This window comes from Algibacter luteus, from assembly GCF_030344935.1.
Taxonomy (GTDB): domain Bacteria; phylum Bacteroidota; class Bacteroidia; order Flavobacteriales; family Flavobacteriaceae; genus Arenitalea; species Arenitalea lutea.
Map to the genome: position 1 here is coordinate 327,899 of NZ_CP128313.1, position 19,960 is coordinate 347,858.

The window sequence follows — 19,960 nt, forward strand, 5'->3', positions numbered from 1 at the left end:
TAAAAGGCTGATTTGAGTGTCTTGTTAATTATTATTTAATGACTAATACCATTTACATGAAAAACGATAAACTCGTTTCGTTTGAAGACAAAAAGATTGAATCTGAAATTGTAAATCTTAACGGAGAAACTTTTTTCAAGATCTCGAATAGTGATAAAATGCGTCCATTTTTCATGAGCATAGTTAGTGATTCTAATCACTGGATGTTCATATCAAGTAATGGCGGATTAACCGCAGGAAGAAAAAATGCAGAATATGCATTGTTTCCTTATTACACAGATGATAAACTTACGGAGCTTGCGGATATTACTGGAAGCAAATCTATTTTTCAGATAAAGAAAAACGGTAAGACTTTAATCTGGGAACCATTTTCGATTCGTCAAACAGGACTTTATAATACCCAGACTAATTTGTATAAGAATGTGTATGGGAATAAAGTTGTTTTTGAAGAAAGTAATTTAGATCTAGGATTAACTTTTAGATACGAGTGGAATTCAAGTAACAAATTTGGTTTTGTAAAAAAATCGACGCTTATAAATAATACTGATAGCGCGCTTCATATTAAAGTTTTAGATGGGTTACAAAACATTGTTCCAAACAACGTTAGCTCAGATTTACAAAATAGCAGGAGTAATCTTGTTGATGCTTATAAAAGAAGTGAATTACAAAAAGAAGTTGGCGTAGGTATTTTTGCCTTAAGCGCTGTAATTGTTGATAAAGCAGAACCCAGTGAAGCATTAAAATCTAATATTGTTTGGTCTCACGGATTAAACAATCCAACTTATTTAGTATCCTCTTTACAACTTAATAATTTTAGAAGAGGTGAAGCTATTCAAGAAGAAGTTGATATAAAAGCAGAAAAAGGTGCTTACTTCATTTGTGCAGATATCACATTGGAATCAAAGTCAGAGGAAAATTGGATGTTTGTTGCCAATGTAAATCAGTCTATTTCAGATGTTGTTCAGATTTCAGAATTAATTAAAACCGAAAACAACTTAAAGCAAGTTGTTGAAAGTGATGTTGATGCCGGAACCAAAAACTTAGTAGAATTAACCGCTTCGGCAGATGGTTTACAACTTACAGAAGATCAATTAATAAATACAAGACATTTTGCCAATACACTTTTCAATATCATGCGAGGTGGTATTTTTGATAACGATTATCAAATTGAAAAAGGCGATTTTACAACTTATTTATCAAAGGCAAACAAGACGGTTTTTTCAAATAAAAAAGAAGCACTTAGTAATTTGCCAGAAATATTCTCTTTAAACCATTTAAAAGACATTGCAGAAAATGACAGTGATAAAGATTTTAAACGTTTATGTTTTGAATATTTACCACTTAAATTTAGTAGAAGACATGGAGACCCGAGTAGACCTTGGAATAAGTTTTCTATAAATACTAGAAATGAAATTGATGGTTCTAAAATACTAGACTACGAAGGTAATTGGCGAGATATTTTCCAAAACTGGGAGGCATTAGCACATTCTTACCCGGAATTTATTGAAGGGATGATTCATAAGTTTTTAAACGCATCTACCTTTGAAGGTTACAACCCATACCGTGTTACAAAAGGCGGTTTTGATTGGGAAGTTATTGAAGAGCACGACCCTTGGTCTTATATTGGGTACTGGGGCGATCATCAAATTATCTATCTATTAAAATTCTTAGAGTTTATTGAAGACCACTACCCAGGTGATTTAAGTAAGCGTTTTGCAGAAAACATTTTTGTTTATGCTAATGTGCCTTATAAAATAAAAAGCTATCAGGATACTTTAAAAAACCCAAAAGACACTATCGATTTTGATTACGAACTGAATCGTGAGATTGATGAAAAAAGAGCCCTTTTAGGTGCAGATGGTGCATTATTAAACGATGCAAACCAGAATATTTACAGAGTAAATTTAATTGAAAAACTGTTAGCAACCGTATTGGCAAAAGTGTCTAACTTTATTCCTGAAGGTGGTATTTGGTTAAATACTCAACGTCCGGAATGGAACGATGCTAATAATGCGTTAGTTGGTAACGGTGTATCAATGGTTACACTGTATTATCTATATAGATTTTTAAACTTCTTTGAAAATCTTGTTGAAAACTCAGAAACGAATCAAGTTGAAATTTCTCAAGAATTAGCAGTTTTCTTCAATGAAGTTGTTGACACACTTCAAGAAAACTCAAATATTTTATCGGGAAAAATTTTAGATAGAGACAGAAAAACAGTTCTTGATGGTTTAGGAAAAGCGGGAAGTGAGTATCGAGAAACGATATACGCACATGGGTTTTCAAGTGCGAAATCAACATTAAAAATTGAAGATGTTTCAATCTTTATAAAAGTTACCAAAGCTTATTTAGAACACAGTATAGATGCCAATAAGCGTGATGATAACTTGTATCATGCCTATAATTTAATGACTGTTGAAAACGATAATGAGGTTTCGATTTCATATTTATCAGAAATGTTAGAAGGCCAAGTGGCGGTTTTAAGTTCTGGCTACCTCTCTCCTACTCAGGCTTTAAGTTTGCTAGACGGGTTAAAAAGTAGCGCTTTGTTTAGAGACGATCAATATAGCTATATCTTATACCCAAATAAAGATTTGCCAAAGTTCGATAAGAAGAATAACATTCCTTCAAATAAAGTGCAACAGTCTGCTTTATTGAAACAACTGGTTGCAGATGGTAACAGACAAATTATAGAACAAGATGTAAAAGGCAATTTCCATTTTAATGGTAACTTCAATAACGCGAATAGTCTCAAAGAGGCCTTAAAAAATCTTGGAACTAATTACGCTTCGTTAATAGAACAAGATGAAGAACTCTTGCTTCAAATTTATGAAGACATTTTCGATCACAAATCATTTACAGGACGTTCAGGAACATTCTTTGGTTACGAGGGCTTAGGTTCAATCTATTGGCATATGGTTTCTAAATTATTACTTGCTGTACAAGAAAATTGCTTGTTAGCCATAAAGAATAATGAAAGTAATGTTGTAATTGGTAAATTGTTCGATCATTATTACGAAATCAACGCAGGTATTGGTGTTCATAAATCACCAGAATTATATGGCGCATTTCCAACCGACCCATATTCACATACACCAGGAACAAAAGGTGCACAACAACCAGGAATGACTGGGCAAGTTAAAGAAGATGTTTTAAGTAGGTTTGGAGAATTAGGTGTGTTTGTTGAAAACGGAAAAATTGTTTTCAATGCTAGATTATTACAAACAAGTGAGTTTTTAAAGAAACCATCGGTTTTCCGTTTCACAAATGTGAATAAAGAAGAACAAGAAATAGATGTTGAAGCTGGTTCTTTATGCTTTACATATTGTAAAGTTCCAGTAGTTTATAAACTTTCGAATGAACACGGATTAAAAGTTGTTTTTAATGATGGCAGGCAAATAGAATCAAATGAATTGCAGCTTGATTTAGAAACTTCAAATTCAATTTTCAAACGAAAAGGAGAAGTAAAACAGATTATTGTTTCGATTAATAAGGACTAAGTAATGACCAGTCTTAATAAGTATATAATATTTTCAATAGTAATTATGATGTTTGGATGTAATAAAATACCAAAAACCGAAAAGCAATTATCTGCAACCGATATTTTAGGAAATCCAAATTACCTAGCCATTTCATATGGTGGTTATAGACAGAATACACGCGATATTCAGCCAACGGTAGAGCAGATAAAAGAAGATATGAAAATATTGTCTGCTATGGGTATTAAAATACTCAGAACTTATAATGTACATTTCGAACAGGCAGCAAATGTTCTAAAAGCGATATCTCAGTTAAAAAAAGAAGATTCTAACTTTGAAATGTATGTTATGTTGGGCGCTTGGATTGATTGTAAAAACGCATTTTATCGCGGGCATGGTGCACCAGACCATAATCAAGAAAGCGAAAGAAATGCAGTTGAAATAGCAACGGCAGTGTCCTTAGCAAAACAGTACCCAGATATTGTAAAAATAATTGCTGTTGGTAATGAAGCTATGGTACATTGGGCAACAAGTTATTTTGTAAAGCCTGGGGTTATTTTAAAATGGGTAAACCACCTACAAGAACTAAAAAGTCAGGGTGAATTGCCTAAAGATTTATGGATAACGAGCTCTGATAACTTTGCATCTTGGGGCGGCGGTGGCAGCGAGTACCATGTAAAAGATTTAGAAAAATTAATAAAAGCTGTTGATTATATTTCTATGCACACCTACCCGATGCACGATACGCACCACAACCCAGTTTTTTGGGGTGTAGAGGGAGGTAATGATTTGTCGGATATGGAGAATATAGACTTCGTCATGTTAAAGGCTAAAGAATATGCAATTTCGCAATACGATAGTGTTTTTAATTATGTAAAAAGCCTTGGGGTAAAAAAATCAATTCATATTGGAGAAACAGGTTGGGCAAGTTTTTCAGGTAGTCTTTTCGGAGCTAATGGAACTAAGGCTACTGACGAGTATAAAGAAGCCTTGTATTATAAACATATGCGAGAATGGACGAATAAAGAAAACATGTCTTGTTTTTATTTTGAAGCATTTGACGAATCTTGGAAAGATGCCAAAAACCCGCAAGGATCTGAAAATTACTTCGGGTTATTTACTATTGAAGGAAAAGCAAAATATGCACTTTGGGATTTAGTGGACAAAGGTGTTTTTAAAGGTTTAAAAAGAGATGGAAATTCTATTAATAAAACTTATAATGGAGACAAAAAAGCCTTAATGAAAGATGTTTTAGTTCCAGATGAAAATAAATTATTAATGCACGAATAATCAATTAACACATATGGCAAAATTTGTTTTTACATGTCTAGTTCTTTGTTTCTGTTTGTCTTGTAAGACGAACAAAAACACTCCTTTTGTATCTCAATCAGAACGTATAATTTATGTAAACAATGAGCCTTACTTCATTAAAGGTATTTGTTATCATCCAGTTCCAAAAGGCAGTACTCAAAGAAATTTCGATACACTTACTCAAGATTTAGAATTGATGCTTGAAGCTGGTATTAACACCATAAGAGTGTACGCGCCAATTGATGATAAAGCAGTTTTAGATGAAATTGATGCTTCAGGCATTAAATTAATAATAGGATTTGGTTACGATCAAGGTGGTGTTTTTGATATTAAATCCGGCTCTTTTATTGATTACGTCAACACCTATAAAAACCACCCATCTATCTTAATGTGGGAATTGGGTAATGAGTATAACTACCATCCAGAATGGTTTGAAGGCGATATGAACAATTGGTATCAAGCTTTAAATAATGCGGCAGAACGGATTCATCAAAACGACCAAAATCATTTGGTAACCACTGCACATGGCGAGTTGCCAGATAAACAAGTGCTTGCCTCCTGCCCTAACATTGACGTTTGGGGAATGAATGTGTACCGATGGGATAAACCAGGAACTATTTTTCCGCAATGGAAAGCTATCAGTTCTAAACCTATGTATCTTTCGGAAGCAGGAGGAGATAGTTACATGACCATTTCTGATTATGGTTTTGAGAAAGGTGTTAATGAAAAGGCACAAGCCGCTGCCAATGCCAATATTTTAGATGAGATTTTTCAAAATAAAGATGTTTGTTCTGGTGTTGCCATGTTTTCATTTACCGATGGCTGGTGGAAAGCAGGAAATCCAGACCAACAAGATATAGGCGGTTGGGCGCCAAATAGTAGCGGTGTGCCATACGACGGGTCTCCCAACGAAGAATTTTGGGGCATCGTAGATATAGATAGAAACAAAAAGGAAGCTTTTAGTATTATAAAAGCCAAATACACACAGTTAAAAGAATAAAGAAATGAGAATATTTAATTACGCATGGGTATGCATCGTTGCATTGTTAATTTCAAGCTGTAACAAGAAAGAAGAAAAGATGAATTTTGAAGTATTTGAAACATCGGCAAGTGGTAATAGTTTAACTAAGATTACGGAGTTTAAAGCAGGTGATAGTCTGGTTAATATAACCCTTAAACCTGAAGAAACTTTACAAACCATTTCTGGATTTGGTGGAGCCTTCACCGAGTCATCGGCCTATTTATTAAATAAATTAAGTAAAAAGAATAGAGACACTATTCTAAAAGCGTATTTCGCAAAAGATGGTGCACGTTACTCATTAACAAGAACACACATGAATTCTTGTGATTTTTCATTAACGAACTATTCTTATACACCTTTTGAAGGCGATAAAAATTTGGAACACTTCACAATAGAAGAAGATAAAGATGATTTAATTCCGATGATTAAAGATGCTTTAGCTGTTTCAGAAGATGGTTTTAACATATTCGCTTCACCCTGGACAGCTGCACCTTGGATGAAAGATAATAACAAATGGGTTGGTGGTAAATTACTTCCTGAATATTACGATACTTGGGCACTATTCTTTTCAAAATATATTGAGGCTTATAAAGCTGAAGGTATTGATATTTGGGGCTTCACTGTTGAAAACGAACCACATGGAAATGGAAATAATTGGGAAAGCATGCATTTTTCACCAAAAGAAATGACAGATTTTGTAGAGTTTCATTTAGGCCCGAAACTAGAAGCTGATGGTTATGGCGATAAAATTATTTTGGGCTACGATCAAAATAGAGAAGGTTTAAAAGAATGGGTTGATGAGATGTATAGAGATGAAGCGTCTTCAAAATATTTTGATGGCACAGCCATACATTGGTATGAGAGTACTTATGATTATTTTCCTGAAGCCTTACAGTACGCACATAATAAGGCGCCAGATAAGTACTTAATAGAAACTGAGGGATGTATAGATTCCCAAGTACCAGTTTGGAAAGATGATGCTTGGTATTGGAAAAAAGAAGCAACAGATTGGGGTTATGATTGGAGAGAACCCGAAAAGAAATACTTGCACCCTAAATATGCGCCTGTAAATCGCTATGCTAGAGATATTATTGGTTGTCTGAATAACTGGGTTGATGGATGGGTAGATTGGAATATGGTTTTAGACAGACAAGGTGGTCCAAATTGGTTTGAAAACTGGTGTGTTGCGCCTGTAATTGTAGACCCAGATAACGATGAGGTTTATTTCACGCCATTATACTACACGATGGCTCATTTTAGTAAATATATTCGACCTGGCGCTAAAGTAATTATGCACAACAACTCTGATGAGTCACTTATGGCTACTGCTGCAAAAAACCCTGATGGATCTATAGTCGTGGTATTATTTAATGAAACAGAAACTCCAAAAACAATAAACTTATCTTTACATGAAAACACCTTAGATTTTGCAATAGATGCAAAGGCAATTCAAACCATTGTAATTCCTAATTAACATAAGCTATTACTAAACTAACTAAACCAAAATAATATGAATCATACTGTAACCCCATTAAGAGATAAAGTGCCAATTGGTCAAAAAATGGCGTTCGGATCTGGGCACCTCGTGCTAAATTTATTACCCGGAGCTTTAGCTGTATTCATGTTCTTTTTGGTAACTGCTTTTGGAATGGATCCATTCTTAGCAGGTTTATTAGGAGGATTACCAAGAATATTCGATGCCCTTACCGATCCTATCATGGGCTTTATTTCTGATAATACGAAGTCTAGATGGGGGCGCCGCAGACCGTATATTTTCGTTGGTGCTATTTTAAGTGGAATATTGTTTGCGCTTTTATTTCAAATGAGTGAAGACAATTCAGTCATGTTCAATTTCTGGTATTTTTTATTAATGTCATTATTATTTCTAGTTGGAAATACCATGTATGCTACTCCCTTAGTTGGATTAGGGTATGAAATGACTTCAGACTATAACGAACGAACGCGTTTAATGGCTTTTGCCAACACAGTAGGCCAAATTGCTTGGATGCTTGTACCTTGGTTTTGGGTGGTAATTGCAGATCCAACAGTTTTCCCTATAAGCGATGAAACTTTAATGGCTATTGGCGAATTAGGTTTATCTGGTGATGATTTGCTAAAAGTTACAAACGAAAAATTACAAGGTACAGGTGTACGTAAATTGTCGATTTTGGTGGGTATAGGATGTGCTGTTCTTGGAATTTTACCTGCCTTATTTTGCAAAGGTATAGATGCCGGTAAAATGGAGAACAGAAAAAAAATAAGTTTAAGAACCTTATCATCCAGTTTTAAAGATTTATTTCAAGGTATTAAAGATGTGTTTCAAAACAAGCCATTCATGAAATTATGTGGCGCTACATTTTTAGTGTTTAATGGTTTTCAAATGGTGGCTTCGTTTAGCTTTTTTATTATTGTTTTCTATATTTATAACGGGGACTATGGTAATGCCGGAACATGGCCTGCTTGGTTTGCCTCATTTACCGCTTTAGTAACGGCCTTTGCAGTTATTCCTATTATTTCTCGGATATCAGACAAATGGGGAAAGCGACGTGCCTTTATTATTTCTACAGTGATTTCTATTATAGGTTATTGTTTAAAATGGTGGGGATTTGATAATGAGTTAAATGCAACGTTCAACCAATCATCAATAGGGCAAGGTGTAAATAGTTTTGTAGGTTCGATTTTTGAAGCAATAAACCCTTTTCTGGATAGTATTGGCATGTCGTGGTTTAGTATAGATGTGAGTCTAGGAGGCCCGTGGTTGATGTTTTTACCAATTCCCTTTATGGCCTTTGGTTTGGGAGGTTTATTTACATTAATGATGAGTATGACGGCAGATGTTTGCGACCTTGATGAATTAGAAAATGGGATGCCTAGAAAAGAAGGCACTTTTGGTGCTATTTATTGGTGGATGGTAAAATTAGGTCAGGCCATTTCATTGGTACTTGGAGGTGCTATTTTAACCTTAGTTGGTTTCGATGAAGGGGCGGTGTCTCAAACTGCTGAATCTATGTTGCGTTTAAGGATAGCGGATATCATAATACCAGCATCAACTGCCGCAATTGCTATTTGGATTATGTGGAAATATAGTTTAAACGAAGAAAGAGCAAGAGAAATAAAAGAAGAATTAATCAAACGTAGAGGAGAATTATAAGTTTTTAAAACGAAAAAAGATGTCATACAGAGCAGATAAAATAATGTCTTTAACAGGGGGGCACCTTGAAAGTAAAACTGAAAAAGGACTAAAAAACACATTTCATAGAGTCATAAAGGGTGGCATGCATGGAATCTGTTTTAGTGCATACGAAGAAGGACAAAAAACTGGCGACCAACTAACTGAGAAGCAGATTAGAAGACGTATGAAAATTATAAAACCTTATACCAAATGGGTTCGTACTTTTTCTTGTACTGATGGTAATGAATTAATTCCAATAATAGCCAAAGAATTCGGAATAAAAACGTTAGTCGGCGCTTGGTTAGGCAGTGATGCCGAAATAAATAAAAAAGAAGTCGAAGGGTTAATAAACCTTGCAAATAAAGGTTTTGTTGATATCGCTGCAGTTGGTAACGAAGTGATGTATAGAGGTGATTTAACTGAAGATGAGCTTTTAGGTTTTATGTATCAAGTTAAGAAAGCCATTCCTAATGTTCCTATGGGTTATGTGGATGCCTACTACGAGTTTGCAAAACGCCCTAGGATTACCGAGGCTAGTGATGTTGTTTTAGCCAATTGTTATCCATACTGGGAAGGTTGTAGCATAGAGTATTCGTTAATTTACATGAAAGATATGTTTGCCAGAGCTGTTAAGGCTGGTAACGGCAAGAAAGTAATTATTACTGAAACAGGATGGCCTAGTCAAGGTTTAGGTTTATTAGGAGCCAAACCTTCACATGAAAATGCCATGAAGTATTTTATTAATGCACAAGAATGGTCAAAAGAAGATAATATAGATATGTTTTATTTCTCCTCTTTTGATGAATCTTGGAAAGTAGATACTGAAGGCGATGTTGGTGCTTATTGGGGCTTATGGGATAAAGACGAAAACCCAAAGTTCTTACCTAAAAAACTCGCAAATAAGGTTAAAAAGCTGTTATTCTGATTTATAACAATGTAATCACGTTGTAAAAAATATATACACTAATCTTTTTAACCACAACATTACCACAACACCGTAATATTTAGCAGGTTTTACAAAAACCTTAAAAGTCTTCAAAACATTGTGTTTACTGGTGTTTTGCGAATTCGTTAAAATAACTAGCTATTTTTTGCAGATGTATGATTTTTGTAGGGGCTTTTTATTAGACTTCGCAATTATTTATAGGTAAGTTTATAAAAACAAAAACTAAATATTAATTCAAAACTATTTTATGATGAAAAAAATTACTTTATTATTTACCTTATTAACTGTTAGTTTGGGATTCTCTCAAAGCTCACATACTATTGATTTTGAACCTGCAGGAACTGGTAGCGGGTGGAGCTGGACAGCATCAGATAATGCTCCAAGTTTCATGGAAATTTCAAATCCTGTAAGTGGTGGAATAAATACCTCAGCCACTGTTGTTGAATTTATCGCCTATACTACAGATCAGAACTGGGCACTTTGTTGGACCGATGATGATGGAGAATTTACATTCGACGCTACAAATTCTACAGTAAAAATTATGGTGTACAAACCAACAATAAGTAATGTAGCCATTAAATTTGAAGGATTAAGTCCGGCTATTGAAATTAATGTTGCGAATACCGTTGTTAATCAATGGGAAGAATTAACTTTTGATTTTTCTGCACAAATTGGAAACACTTACAGTAGATTAATTATCATTCCTGATTTTGTTACCCCTTATGTAACTGGTCAAGATAGAACTACAAACAATACTTTGTATTTTGATAATATTGTTCTTCCGGATGGAACGCCAACTGGACCATTACCTGCGCCTACAACTGCACCTGCTGCACCTACGCATGATGCAACTGCAAATCAGGTAATGTCTATTTACAGTGAAGCCTATACAGATTTAGCTGGAAGTAATTTTAATCCAGGATGGGGACAATCAACTGCTTTCTCGTTTGAAACTATTGCATCAAATGAAGTTATAAAGTACGGTGGATTAAATTACCAAGGTACTAATTTAGGAAGTACTGATGGTGGTGTTCCTCAAGATGTAACGGCACAAACACATTTACATGTAGATTTTTGGACACCCAATTCTACAGCTTTAAACTTTTACGTTCTTGATCAGAGTGCTGGAGAAATTGGTTATGCGTTACCTATTTCAACAGAAACTTGGGTAAGCGTAGATATTCCTTTGAGCTTTTTCTCTACAGGTGGTGAAAATTTAGCAGATGTACATCAGTTTAAAGTTGATGGAAATGGTACTGTGTATTTTGATAACTGGTATTTTTATAACGAAACTGCATTAAGTGCTGAAAAATTTGATGTATCAGATGTAAAAGTATATCCAAATCCATCGCAAGAAGTTTGGAATATAAAAGTTAATACTACAATTATAAATTCTATTAAAGTATTAGACGTATTAGGAAAACAAGTATTGACATTGGCGCCTGATTCTAGCGAAGTAACTATTAATGCTTCATCTTTAAAATCTGGTTTATATTTTGCTCAAATAAACACTGATAATGGCACAAGTAGTGTAAAACTAATTAAGAAATAAGGTTAATTTATTAACTTTTAATCAATTAAGGGTGTTTTATTAAAACACCCTTTTTTTTACTTTCAAAATATAATTATTATGAAATTAACTTTCTCATTAATCTTTAAAAGGCTCTTATTTATTCTCTTAGGTGCTTCATTAGGTATGAACGCGCAGACTACAAATGTGGGTAGTGGTAGTTATACTAATTCTTTTCCGGGAACAGATTCAGCTGGTCGAAACGGATTTCCTTCAGGAACACCACAAGTTAGTGGGAATGCCGTAGGCAAACCAATACCAACAAACGATTGGTGGTCTAAATTAGTAAAAGAAAATCATGCTGATAATCTTTTTAACTATCCGATGACTATGAAAACAACTAATCAAGGACTCATTGTAACCTATATTCCATTTGGAGTAATAGGTGACTCTGCCCCTATTGAAGTTGGTCTTTCTGGTTTAAATACTTCTAACGCCTCAGTTTCAGATTATTCGGATTGGACGGTGACTATGAATTGGAATGATGGTTCGCATAATCTAAACGTGACCTCAGGGATAGGCATGCCTTTTTTATATTTTGAAAAAGATAATGATGATATTTTAGAAATTAAAGTAAACTCTGGAAACGTAACAATTTCATCAGAATTATTAATTATTGAAAACGCAAGTAGCGGAGCCGATTTCGTATTTTATGCTCCCGCAGGAAGCACATGGACAAACTCAGGAAGCACATATTCATCAACATTAAATAGCAAAACATATTGGTCTATGGCCATGTTGCCACAAGGCGCTTCTAATATTAATACGGTAGCAAACGAATATAAAAAGTTTGCTTACGTATTTCCAACAAATACTTCTACAAGTTGGTCATATAATTCAAACACAGGGGTTGTACAAACAGATTTTACGGTAACTACAGAAACTAAAGAAGGTACAGAATCTAATATTTTACTTGGATTATTACCACATCAATGGGATAATTTGGCAACAAGTTCAGCAATTCCAGGTGGTTATAGTTATAATGGGGTAAGAGGTGAAATTAAGACACTAGATGGTAACACTTTCTCAGTTGAAAACACATACAAAGGCATACTTCCTACAATGCCTTATTTGGCAAATTATAGCCCAGGCTTTAGTCCTTCTGAATTGGATGCAAAAATAGCTCAGATTGAAAACGATGGTTTAGCAACTTGGACGGATTCTTATAATGAAGGACAAGTTATGAATCGTTTAATTCAAACAGCCAGAATAGCCGACCAAACAGGTAATATTGACGCTAGAGATAAAATGATTGCAACTATAAAGCAACGTTTAGAAGATTGGTTAGTTTATCAATCTGGAGAAAAAGCCTTTTTGTTTTATTATAACGATACATGGTCTGCAATGTTAGGTTACCCTGCTGGACACGGACAAGACACTAACATTAACGACCATCATTTTCATTGGGGTTATTTTATACATGCAGCTGCATTTATGGAACAGTTTCAACCAGGTTGGGCGGCACAATGGGGAGATATGGTTAATTTACTAGTGCGTGATGCTGCATCTTCTGATAGGAATGATTCTCAGTTTCCATTCTTAAGAAATTTTAGCCCTTATGCAGGACACTGTTGGGCCAATGGTTTTGCTTCTTTTCCACAAGGAAATGATCAAGAATCTACTTCTGAAAGTATGCAATTTAACTCGTCTTTAATTCATTGGGGAACGATTACCGAGAACAATGACATAAGAGATTTAGGCGTGTATTTGTATACCACCGAACAAACGGCAATTGAAGAATATTGGTTCGATATGAACGAACGTAATTTTCAGCCTACTCAGCAGTATAGTTTAGTGTCTAGAGTTTGGGGAAACTCTTACGATAATGGAACCTTTTGGACCTCTGATATAACAGCATCTTACGGTATAGAATTATACCCTATGCATGGTGGTTCGTTATATTTGGGTCAAAATTTAGCCTATGTTCAAAAAATATGGGACGAATTAAAAACTTACACAGGGATTTTAAGTGATAGTGATACCAATCCGAATTTATGGCATGATACATTTTGGAAATATTTATCATTTTTAGATCCTGCAAAAGCTATTGAATTATATGACGCTTATCCAAGCAGAAATTTAAAATTTGGAATTTCAGATGTACAAACCTATCATTGGTTACATGCTATGAATGCCTTAGGTAATTTAGATGCAACAATTACGGCTGATTATCCAATTGCTGCAGTTTTTAATAATAATGGCGATAAAACCTATGTAGCTCATAACTATTCAGATGCTCCTATTACTGTTACATTCTCTGATGGTTTTACCTTAGATGTTCCAGCAAATCAAATGGCAACGAGTAAAGACATTAATGTTTCTGGTATATTAACGTCTGATTTTACTCAAGCCTATCCCAACGGAAGTGTAAATCTTTCTGCGAACACTACAGGAACAGGTATTACTAAAGTTGAGTTTTACGACGGCTCAACATTATTAGGTGAAGATACTACAGCGCCTTATGAATTTAAAGCTACAAATTTAACACTAGGTATTCACGGAATGTACGCGAAGGTTTATGTGGGCACTAGCTTTAATGTTACCAATATTGTAACTGTACAAGTTGGTGAGCAACTACCCTATTCTGGAACCCCAATAAGTATTCCTGGAATTATTGAAGCAGGACATTTTGATGTTTTTGAAGGTGGTATAGGGCAGAATATTGCCTATGTAGACGTGTCAATAAATAACGAAGGTGATTTTAGAACTTCGGAATACGTAGATGCTTTTTCAGACACTACAGAAGGTGCTACAATTGGTTTCATAGCCGCAGGAGAGTGGTTAGAGTACACAATTGATGTTCAAACCGCAGGGAATTATGATTTAAGTTTTAGATATGCTTCTGGTAATACTAGTGGTGGCGGACCTTTTTACTTCGAAATAGATGGGAATAAAATAAGTCCAGATATTACAGTGACAAATACTGGCGACTGGGATGCATGGACTAATAAAGCAGTAAGTAATTTGGAGTTAAATGAAGGGGAACATGTGATAAGATTAGTTGTGACAAACGGAGAATTCAACTTAGGAAAAATGACTTTTGCTTATAATAGTCCGTTATCATATAACCCTCCAGTAGCCAATGCAGGTGAAAATGTTTCAGTATTATTACCAGCTACAACCGCTAGTTTAGATGCTTCTTTAAGCACCGATGCAGATACACCAACGTTAAATTATAATTGGGAACAAGTTTACGGACCTTCAACTATTGTCTTTTCTAGCAATACAATGGAATCTCCAAATATCTCCAATTTAGAAGAAGGTATTTACAAAGTAAAATTAACTGTTGATGATGGAACACATTCATCTACAGATACTGTTTTAGTAATTGTAACTCAAACAGGCAACACAAACCCTACAGTTTCTATTACAGCTCCTGCGAATGGTTCAACGTTTAAAGAAGGAGAAGCTATACCCATTACGGCTTCTGCTTCAGATTTAGATGGAACAATTAGTATTGTTGAGTTTTATGACGGCGCTACAAAAATAGGAGAAGATACAACCGAACCTTATAGTTATGTATGGAATAATGCTAGCGTAGGAGCACATCAAATTACAGCTAAAGCTATAGACGATGCTGCTGGTGAAAGTATATCTCAAATTATTAATATCTCAGTCGATGAAGTTAAGATGTGTACTGAAGCTGGTACAACAGCTATTCAAGGCTCATTTTCAACAGGTTATAAAAGCACATTCGAAACTATTGGAAGCACTGTTATTGTTACTTTTGAAATGTTAGATACCGATAAGTCTTCAGGTAATGCCTATTTATGGCAAGAAACACCTTTTACTGAATCGCAAATGGATTTTGTTTCAACCAATAAATTCACCAAAACTTTAAGCGGATTATCCAATGGAACAACGCTTAGTTACGCTTGTAAATTTGAGTTTCCAGGTGGGTTGGCTGTTACAGAATATATAAGTTATGTAGTAGGTTCAGATTGTAGTGGAGGCACCGATTCTGAAGCTCCAACAAATTTTACAGCTACTATAGGCAACATTACCTCAACTTCTGTTGAATTGATATTGAATGGAACAGATAATTCTGGTACTATTGTTTACAATGCTTCTTATGATACAGGATCAAAAAACACGACTGCAACTTCTGATGTTGAAGAGTCTTTAACTATTACCGCTTTAAGCCCTAATACGTTATATACATTTAGTATTACGGCAAGTGATTTAATTGGAAATACAGCGGTAAATAATCCTATTGTGTTACAAGCTACTACTGCGGCAGACTCCAATACGGAATGTTCTGGAGTTGCTTCTGACGCGCAGCAAGGTGCTTTTGATATTGGATACAATTACGAGTTTACAACTTCTGGCACTGATGTTACTTTTACTTTTGAATTACTTGATAATAAAGACGGAGTTATAGCCTATTTATGGAGACAAACGCCATTTGCAGAAACCCAAATGACTAACGTGTCTGGGAAAATTTTCACACATACCATTACCGGTCAAACGCCTGGAGCAACCATTAGTTACGCGTGTAAGTTTGCTTTTGCTGGTGGATTAGCGGTTACAAAATACTTTTCATATGTGGTTGGTAATTCTTGTTCTTTAAGTGTTGATGATTTAGATTTTGTAAATCAGGTGAGTGCATTTCCAAATCCAACTCAAAATAATTGGAACATAGTATCTGAACAACAAAATATGCTGTCTATTACAGTGTTTAATTTATTGGGAGAGCAAGTTTTTAACTTATCTCCAAGAAATAGAGAGGCAGTAATAGATGGTTCTCGCTTAAATTCAGGATTGTATTTTGCTCAAATTCAAACGGATACTGGAACAAGTACTTTAAAATTAGTAAAAAAATAATGAGATATTAATTGACTAACTTAAAATAGGAAAAGAGTGTGGAGAAAATCCACACTCTTTTTTTGTTAGGATATTGCTTATATTCTTGCTATGACTAAACTTATTGTTCTAAAATATTTCTTTACTTTGTGTAAAGCTTCACGTTTTTATGATTGATGATATTTTAACAGCAATTCCATTTGGAATAATATTGGCTTTTACGATAGGCCCTGTATTTTTTGTGCTTTTAGAAACGAGCGCAACCAAAGGGTTTAGAAGCGCTTTAATATTCGATTTAGGCGTTATTCTTGCTGATATCATTTTCATAGTAATTGCCTTTTACAGTACAAATACGTTAAGAGGTAAAATAGGAAATGACCCTAGTTTCCTGATATTTGGCGGTGCCTTACTTATAGTTTACGGTATTATTTCATTTATGAAAACATCAAAATCTTTCCGTTCAATCGTTAAAGAATACCATAAAGTTGAAATCCAAAAAGATTACGGAAAACTTTTTATTAAAGGATTTTTACTCAATTTTATAAATATAGGCGTGTTGCTTGGTTGGTTGGGTTTTATTGTAATTGGCGATTCCTTAACAACATCGAAACATGGTGATATTGTTTTTATATCCTCTATGTTAGTGGCCTATTTTGTTTCAGATTTATTTAAAATAGTCATTGCGAAAAGGTTGAAAGCTAAACTAACCCCTCGTCTAATTTTTAAAACCAAGAAGGTAATTGCTTTAGTTATACTTGGTTTTGGTGTTTTGTTATTAATTCAAGGTGTTTTTCCTGAGACATACGAGAAAAATAAGGAGAAGTTAGAAAAAATTAATCCAATTAAAGAAGCGCTTCCTGAATAAGCCTTTTTATTTCAAAGTATTTTCAGTGATCAATAAATTAAATAAAAAAACCCTCAACATAAGTTGAAGGTTTTAGAGGCGTCGAGCGGATTCGAACCGCTGTACAAGGTTTTGCAGACCTCTGCCTAGCCACTCGGCCACGACGCCATTATCTTTTATTTTTCAGAATGTTATTTAAAAACCTCCTGAATTTTGCATTCTCACCTGCTGGCAAAAATCTGCTGCAAATGTAAAAAAAATTGCGATGTTTCAATAGTTAAAATCACTTTTTACGCTTATCGGTCATTTTAATGGTCACCTTTTCAACATCCCCTCCTATTGGCGGATTTAATTTACTAACCCAAACCGTGGCTTTTTTTACAAGTTTATCTTCATTAAAAATTCTATTTAATATACGTTTAGCAACGGTTTCAAGAAGATGCGAGGCTATATTCATTTCTTCTTTTATGATTCTATTCAGAAACACGTAATCCACAGTATCATTGAGTTTATCTGTAACAGCAGAAGTTTGTAAATCGGCTTTAACTTCCAAATCTACACGATAGTCGCTGCCTATTTTGGTTTCCTCTTTTAAACAACCATGATAAGCGAATACGCGAATGTTTTCAACTTTAATAATTCCCATTGTCAAACAATTTAAGTCATCAAAATTACCTAATTTTGCACAATATTTTTGTGTAATGGGTTGGTTTTTGTTGAGCTAATTCCTAACAGTTTTATTTTTTATGTCTGAAGAAAGAAAATCGCTCAATTTTATAGAGCAAATTATAGAAGAAGATTTGGCAAATGGCATGGATAAAAACGATTTACGATTTCGTTTTCCACCAGAGCCTAATGGGTATTTGCATATTGGGCATACCAAAGCTATAGGTATAAGTTTTGGTTTGGGCGAAAGCTATAATGCGCCTGTAAATCTTCGATTTGACGATACCAATCCGGCTAAAGAAGAACAAGAATATGTTGATGCCATAAAGGAAGATGTAGCTTGGTTAGGATATAAATGGGATAAGGAACTGTATTCATCTGATTATTTCCAACAGTTATATGATTGGGCAGTTTACTTAATAAAGGAAGGAAAGGCCTATGTAGACTCACAATCTAGCGAAGCAATGGCAGAACAAAAAGGAACCCCAACACAACCTGGTGTCGATGGCCCTTTTAGAAATAGAAGCATTGAGGAAAACCTAGATTTATTCGAAAGAATGAAAGCGGGTGAATTTGACGAAGGCGAGCATATTTTACGAGCAAAAATAGACATGCAGCACACTAATATGTTGATGCGCGACCCTATAATGTATCGTATTTTAAAGAAACATCATCACAGAACCGATGATAAATGGTGTATTTACCCTATGTATGATTGGACTCATGGTGAAAGTGATTATATAGAGCAAGTTTCACATTCTTTATGTTCACTTGAGTTTAAGCCTCATAGAGAGCTTTACGATTGGTTTCTAGACCAAATAGTAGACTCAAGCAAACTAAGACCAAAACAGCGAGAATTTGCACGTTTAAACTTAAGCTATACCATTATGAGTAAGCGTAAGTTACTTAAACTAGTAGAAGATGGTATTGTAAAAGGTTGGGACGACCCCAGAATGCCAACAATTTCTGGCTTGCGCCGAAGAGGGTATACACCAAATTCACTAAGAAAATTTGTTGAAACCGTAGGTGTTGCTAAACGAGATAATGTTATTGATGTATCACTATTAGAGTTCTGTATTCGCGAAGATTTAAACAAAACAGCGCCACGTGTTATGGCGGTATTAGATCCTGTGAAGGTGGTTATAACCAACTATCCTGAAGGCAAAGTGGAATGGATGGATGCTGAAAATAATCAAGAAGATGAAAGTGCTGGCTTTAGAAAAGTACCTTTTTCACGAGAGCTTTATATTGAAAAAGAAGATTTTAAAGAAGAAGCAGGGAATAAATATTTTAGATTGAAACTTGGAGGTGAAGTCCGACTAAAAAATGCGTACATCATAAAAGCCGAAAGTGTTGTAAAAGATGCTGAAGGCAACATCACAGAAATTCATTGCACCTACTCTGAAGACACTTCTAAAAAAGTAAAAGGCACCTTACATTGGGTATCTATAGCACATGCTATAAAGGCTGAAGTGAGAGAGTATGATCGTTTATTTCTAGATGAAGCACCAGACAGTTATCAAGACAAAGATTTTATGGAGTTTTTAAACCCTAATTCTTTAAAAATTGTAGAAGCTTATGTTGAACCTAGTTTAAAAGATGCTAAAATTGGTGATAGATTTCAGTTTCAACGTGTAGGTTATTTTAATGTTGACCATGACTCATCTGCAGAAAAGTTAGTATTTAATAAAACAGTTGGTTTACGTGATACTTGGGCCAAGGTTAAACCCAAACAAAACTCAAATCAAAATCAACAAAAGCAACCACATCAAAATATCCGACCCGCCATTGAGCAGATTAAATCGTATGGTAAAAAGTACGACAGATTGCCTGAAGACAAGCAAGCAAAGGTAAAAGCAGAAATTAAGGAGCTGGCAAAAAATGTAACTTATGAAGATGTTGAGCCATTATTTAACACTGCGGTTAAAAAATCTGGAACTCGAATCATTACCATGATTACGCTTGGTGTGTTGTTAGAAAATGGTTTAGAAAAAAATGAAGCAATTAATAATTTCATTGCCAAAGCTCTAGAGGATAAAAATGAGCTTCTCGTTGCCGAGGCTAAACAACTTTAATCAAGTTTATATTAAGAGGCAGAACCCATAAATCTGTAAAATCATAGTTTTTTTGTACATTTAGTGCACTAAC

11 protein-coding genes and 1 tRNA gene are annotated in these 19,960 nt (G+C 34.7%); 10 read left to right on the plus strand and 2 right to left on the minus strand.

Annotation, left to right across the window (positions count from 1 at the left end; translation table 11 throughout):
• The first annotated feature begins 38 nt into the window (after nt 1-38).
• The 9 genes from O5O44_RS01435 to O5O44_RS01475 all read left to right on the plus strand — a co-directional run bounded on the left by O5O44_RS01435 (nt 39) and on the right by O5O44_RS01475 (nt 17,167).
• On the plus strand, nt 39-3,500 hold the full coding sequence (locus O5O44_RS01435) for a 1,3-beta-D-glucan phosphorylase, GH149 family (protein ID WP_289195443.1): 3,462 nt from the start codon (nt 39-41) through the stop codon (nt 3,498-3,500).
• 45 nt (nt 3,501-3,545) lie between these two features.
• Complete coding sequence (locus O5O44_RS01440) at nt 3,546-4,769, plus strand: glycosyl hydrolase family 17 protein (RefSeq protein WP_289196457.1); 1,224 nt, start codon at nt 3,546-3,548, stop codon at nt 4,767-4,769.
• 13 nt (nt 4,770-4,782) lie between these two features.
• A complete protein-coding gene (locus O5O44_RS01445) occupies nt 4,783-5,790 on the plus strand; it encodes a glycoside hydrolase family 2 TIM barrel-domain containing protein (protein ID WP_289195444.1) in 1,008 nt (335 codons plus the stop codon).
• A gap of 79 nt (nt 5,791-5,869) precedes the next feature.
• A complete protein-coding gene (locus O5O44_RS01450) occupies nt 5,870-7,285 on the plus strand; it encodes a glycoside hydrolase family 30 protein (protein WP_434088359.1) in 1,416 nt (471 codons plus the stop codon).
• Between the two features lie 36 nt (nt 7,286-7,321).
• A complete protein-coding gene (locus O5O44_RS01455) occupies nt 7,322-8,962 on the plus strand; it encodes an MFS transporter (protein WP_019387965.1) in 1,641 nt (546 codons plus the stop codon).
• A 19-nt stretch (nt 8,963-8,981) separates the two neighbouring features.
• Nucleotides 8,982-9,908, plus strand: coding sequence for a glycoside hydrolase family 17 protein (locus tag O5O44_RS01460; protein WP_289195446.1), 927 nt, complete (start codon nt 8,982-8,984; stop codon nt 9,906-9,908).
• Between the two features lie 271 nt (nt 9,909-10,179).
• The gene (locus O5O44_RS01465; protein ID WP_289195447.1) at nt 10,180-11,481 is read left to right on the plus strand and encodes a T9SS type A sorting domain-containing protein; all 1,302 of its coding nucleotides are present in this window, start codon (nt 10,180-10,182) and stop codon (nt 11,479-11,481) included.
• 78 nt (nt 11,482-11,559) lie between these two features.
• Nucleotides 11,560-16,323 (plus strand): glycosyl hydrolase, encoded by a 4,764-nt coding sequence (locus O5O44_RS01470; RefSeq protein ID WP_289195448.1) that lies wholly within the window; start codon nt 11,560-11,562, stop codon nt 16,321-16,323.
• Between the two features lie 148 nt (nt 16,324-16,471).
• Entirely contained in the window at nt 16,472-17,167 is a 696-nt protein-coding gene (locus tag O5O44_RS01475; protein WP_019387969.1) for a LysE family translocator, read from the plus strand.
• A 76-nt stretch (nt 17,168-17,243) separates the two neighbouring features.
• On the opposite strand, the gene O5O44_RS01480 is transcribed toward O5O44_RS01475, so the two are convergent.
• Both O5O44_RS01480 and folB read right to left on the minus strand, forming a co-directional pair.
• Nucleotides 17,244-17,314 (minus strand) — tRNA-Cys (locus tag O5O44_RS01480).
• Between the two features lie 115 nt (nt 17,315-17,429).
• Nucleotides 17,430-17,792 carry a dihydroneopterin aldolase gene (folB, locus tag O5O44_RS01485; RefSeq protein ID WP_289195449.1) on the minus strand — a complete coding sequence of 121 codons (363 nt, stop codon included), beginning with the start codon at nt 17,790-17,792 and terminating at the stop codon, nt 17,430-17,432.
• 100 nt (nt 17,793-17,892) lie between these two features.
• On the opposite strand from folB, the gene O5O44_RS01490 reads away from it, so the two are divergent.
• On the plus strand, nt 17,893-19,887 hold the full coding sequence (locus O5O44_RS01490; RefSeq protein WP_289195450.1) for a glutamine--tRNA ligase/YqeY domain fusion protein: 1,995 nt from the start codon (nt 17,893-17,895) through the stop codon (nt 19,885-19,887).
• Nucleotides 19,888-19,960 lie beyond the last annotated feature (73 nt).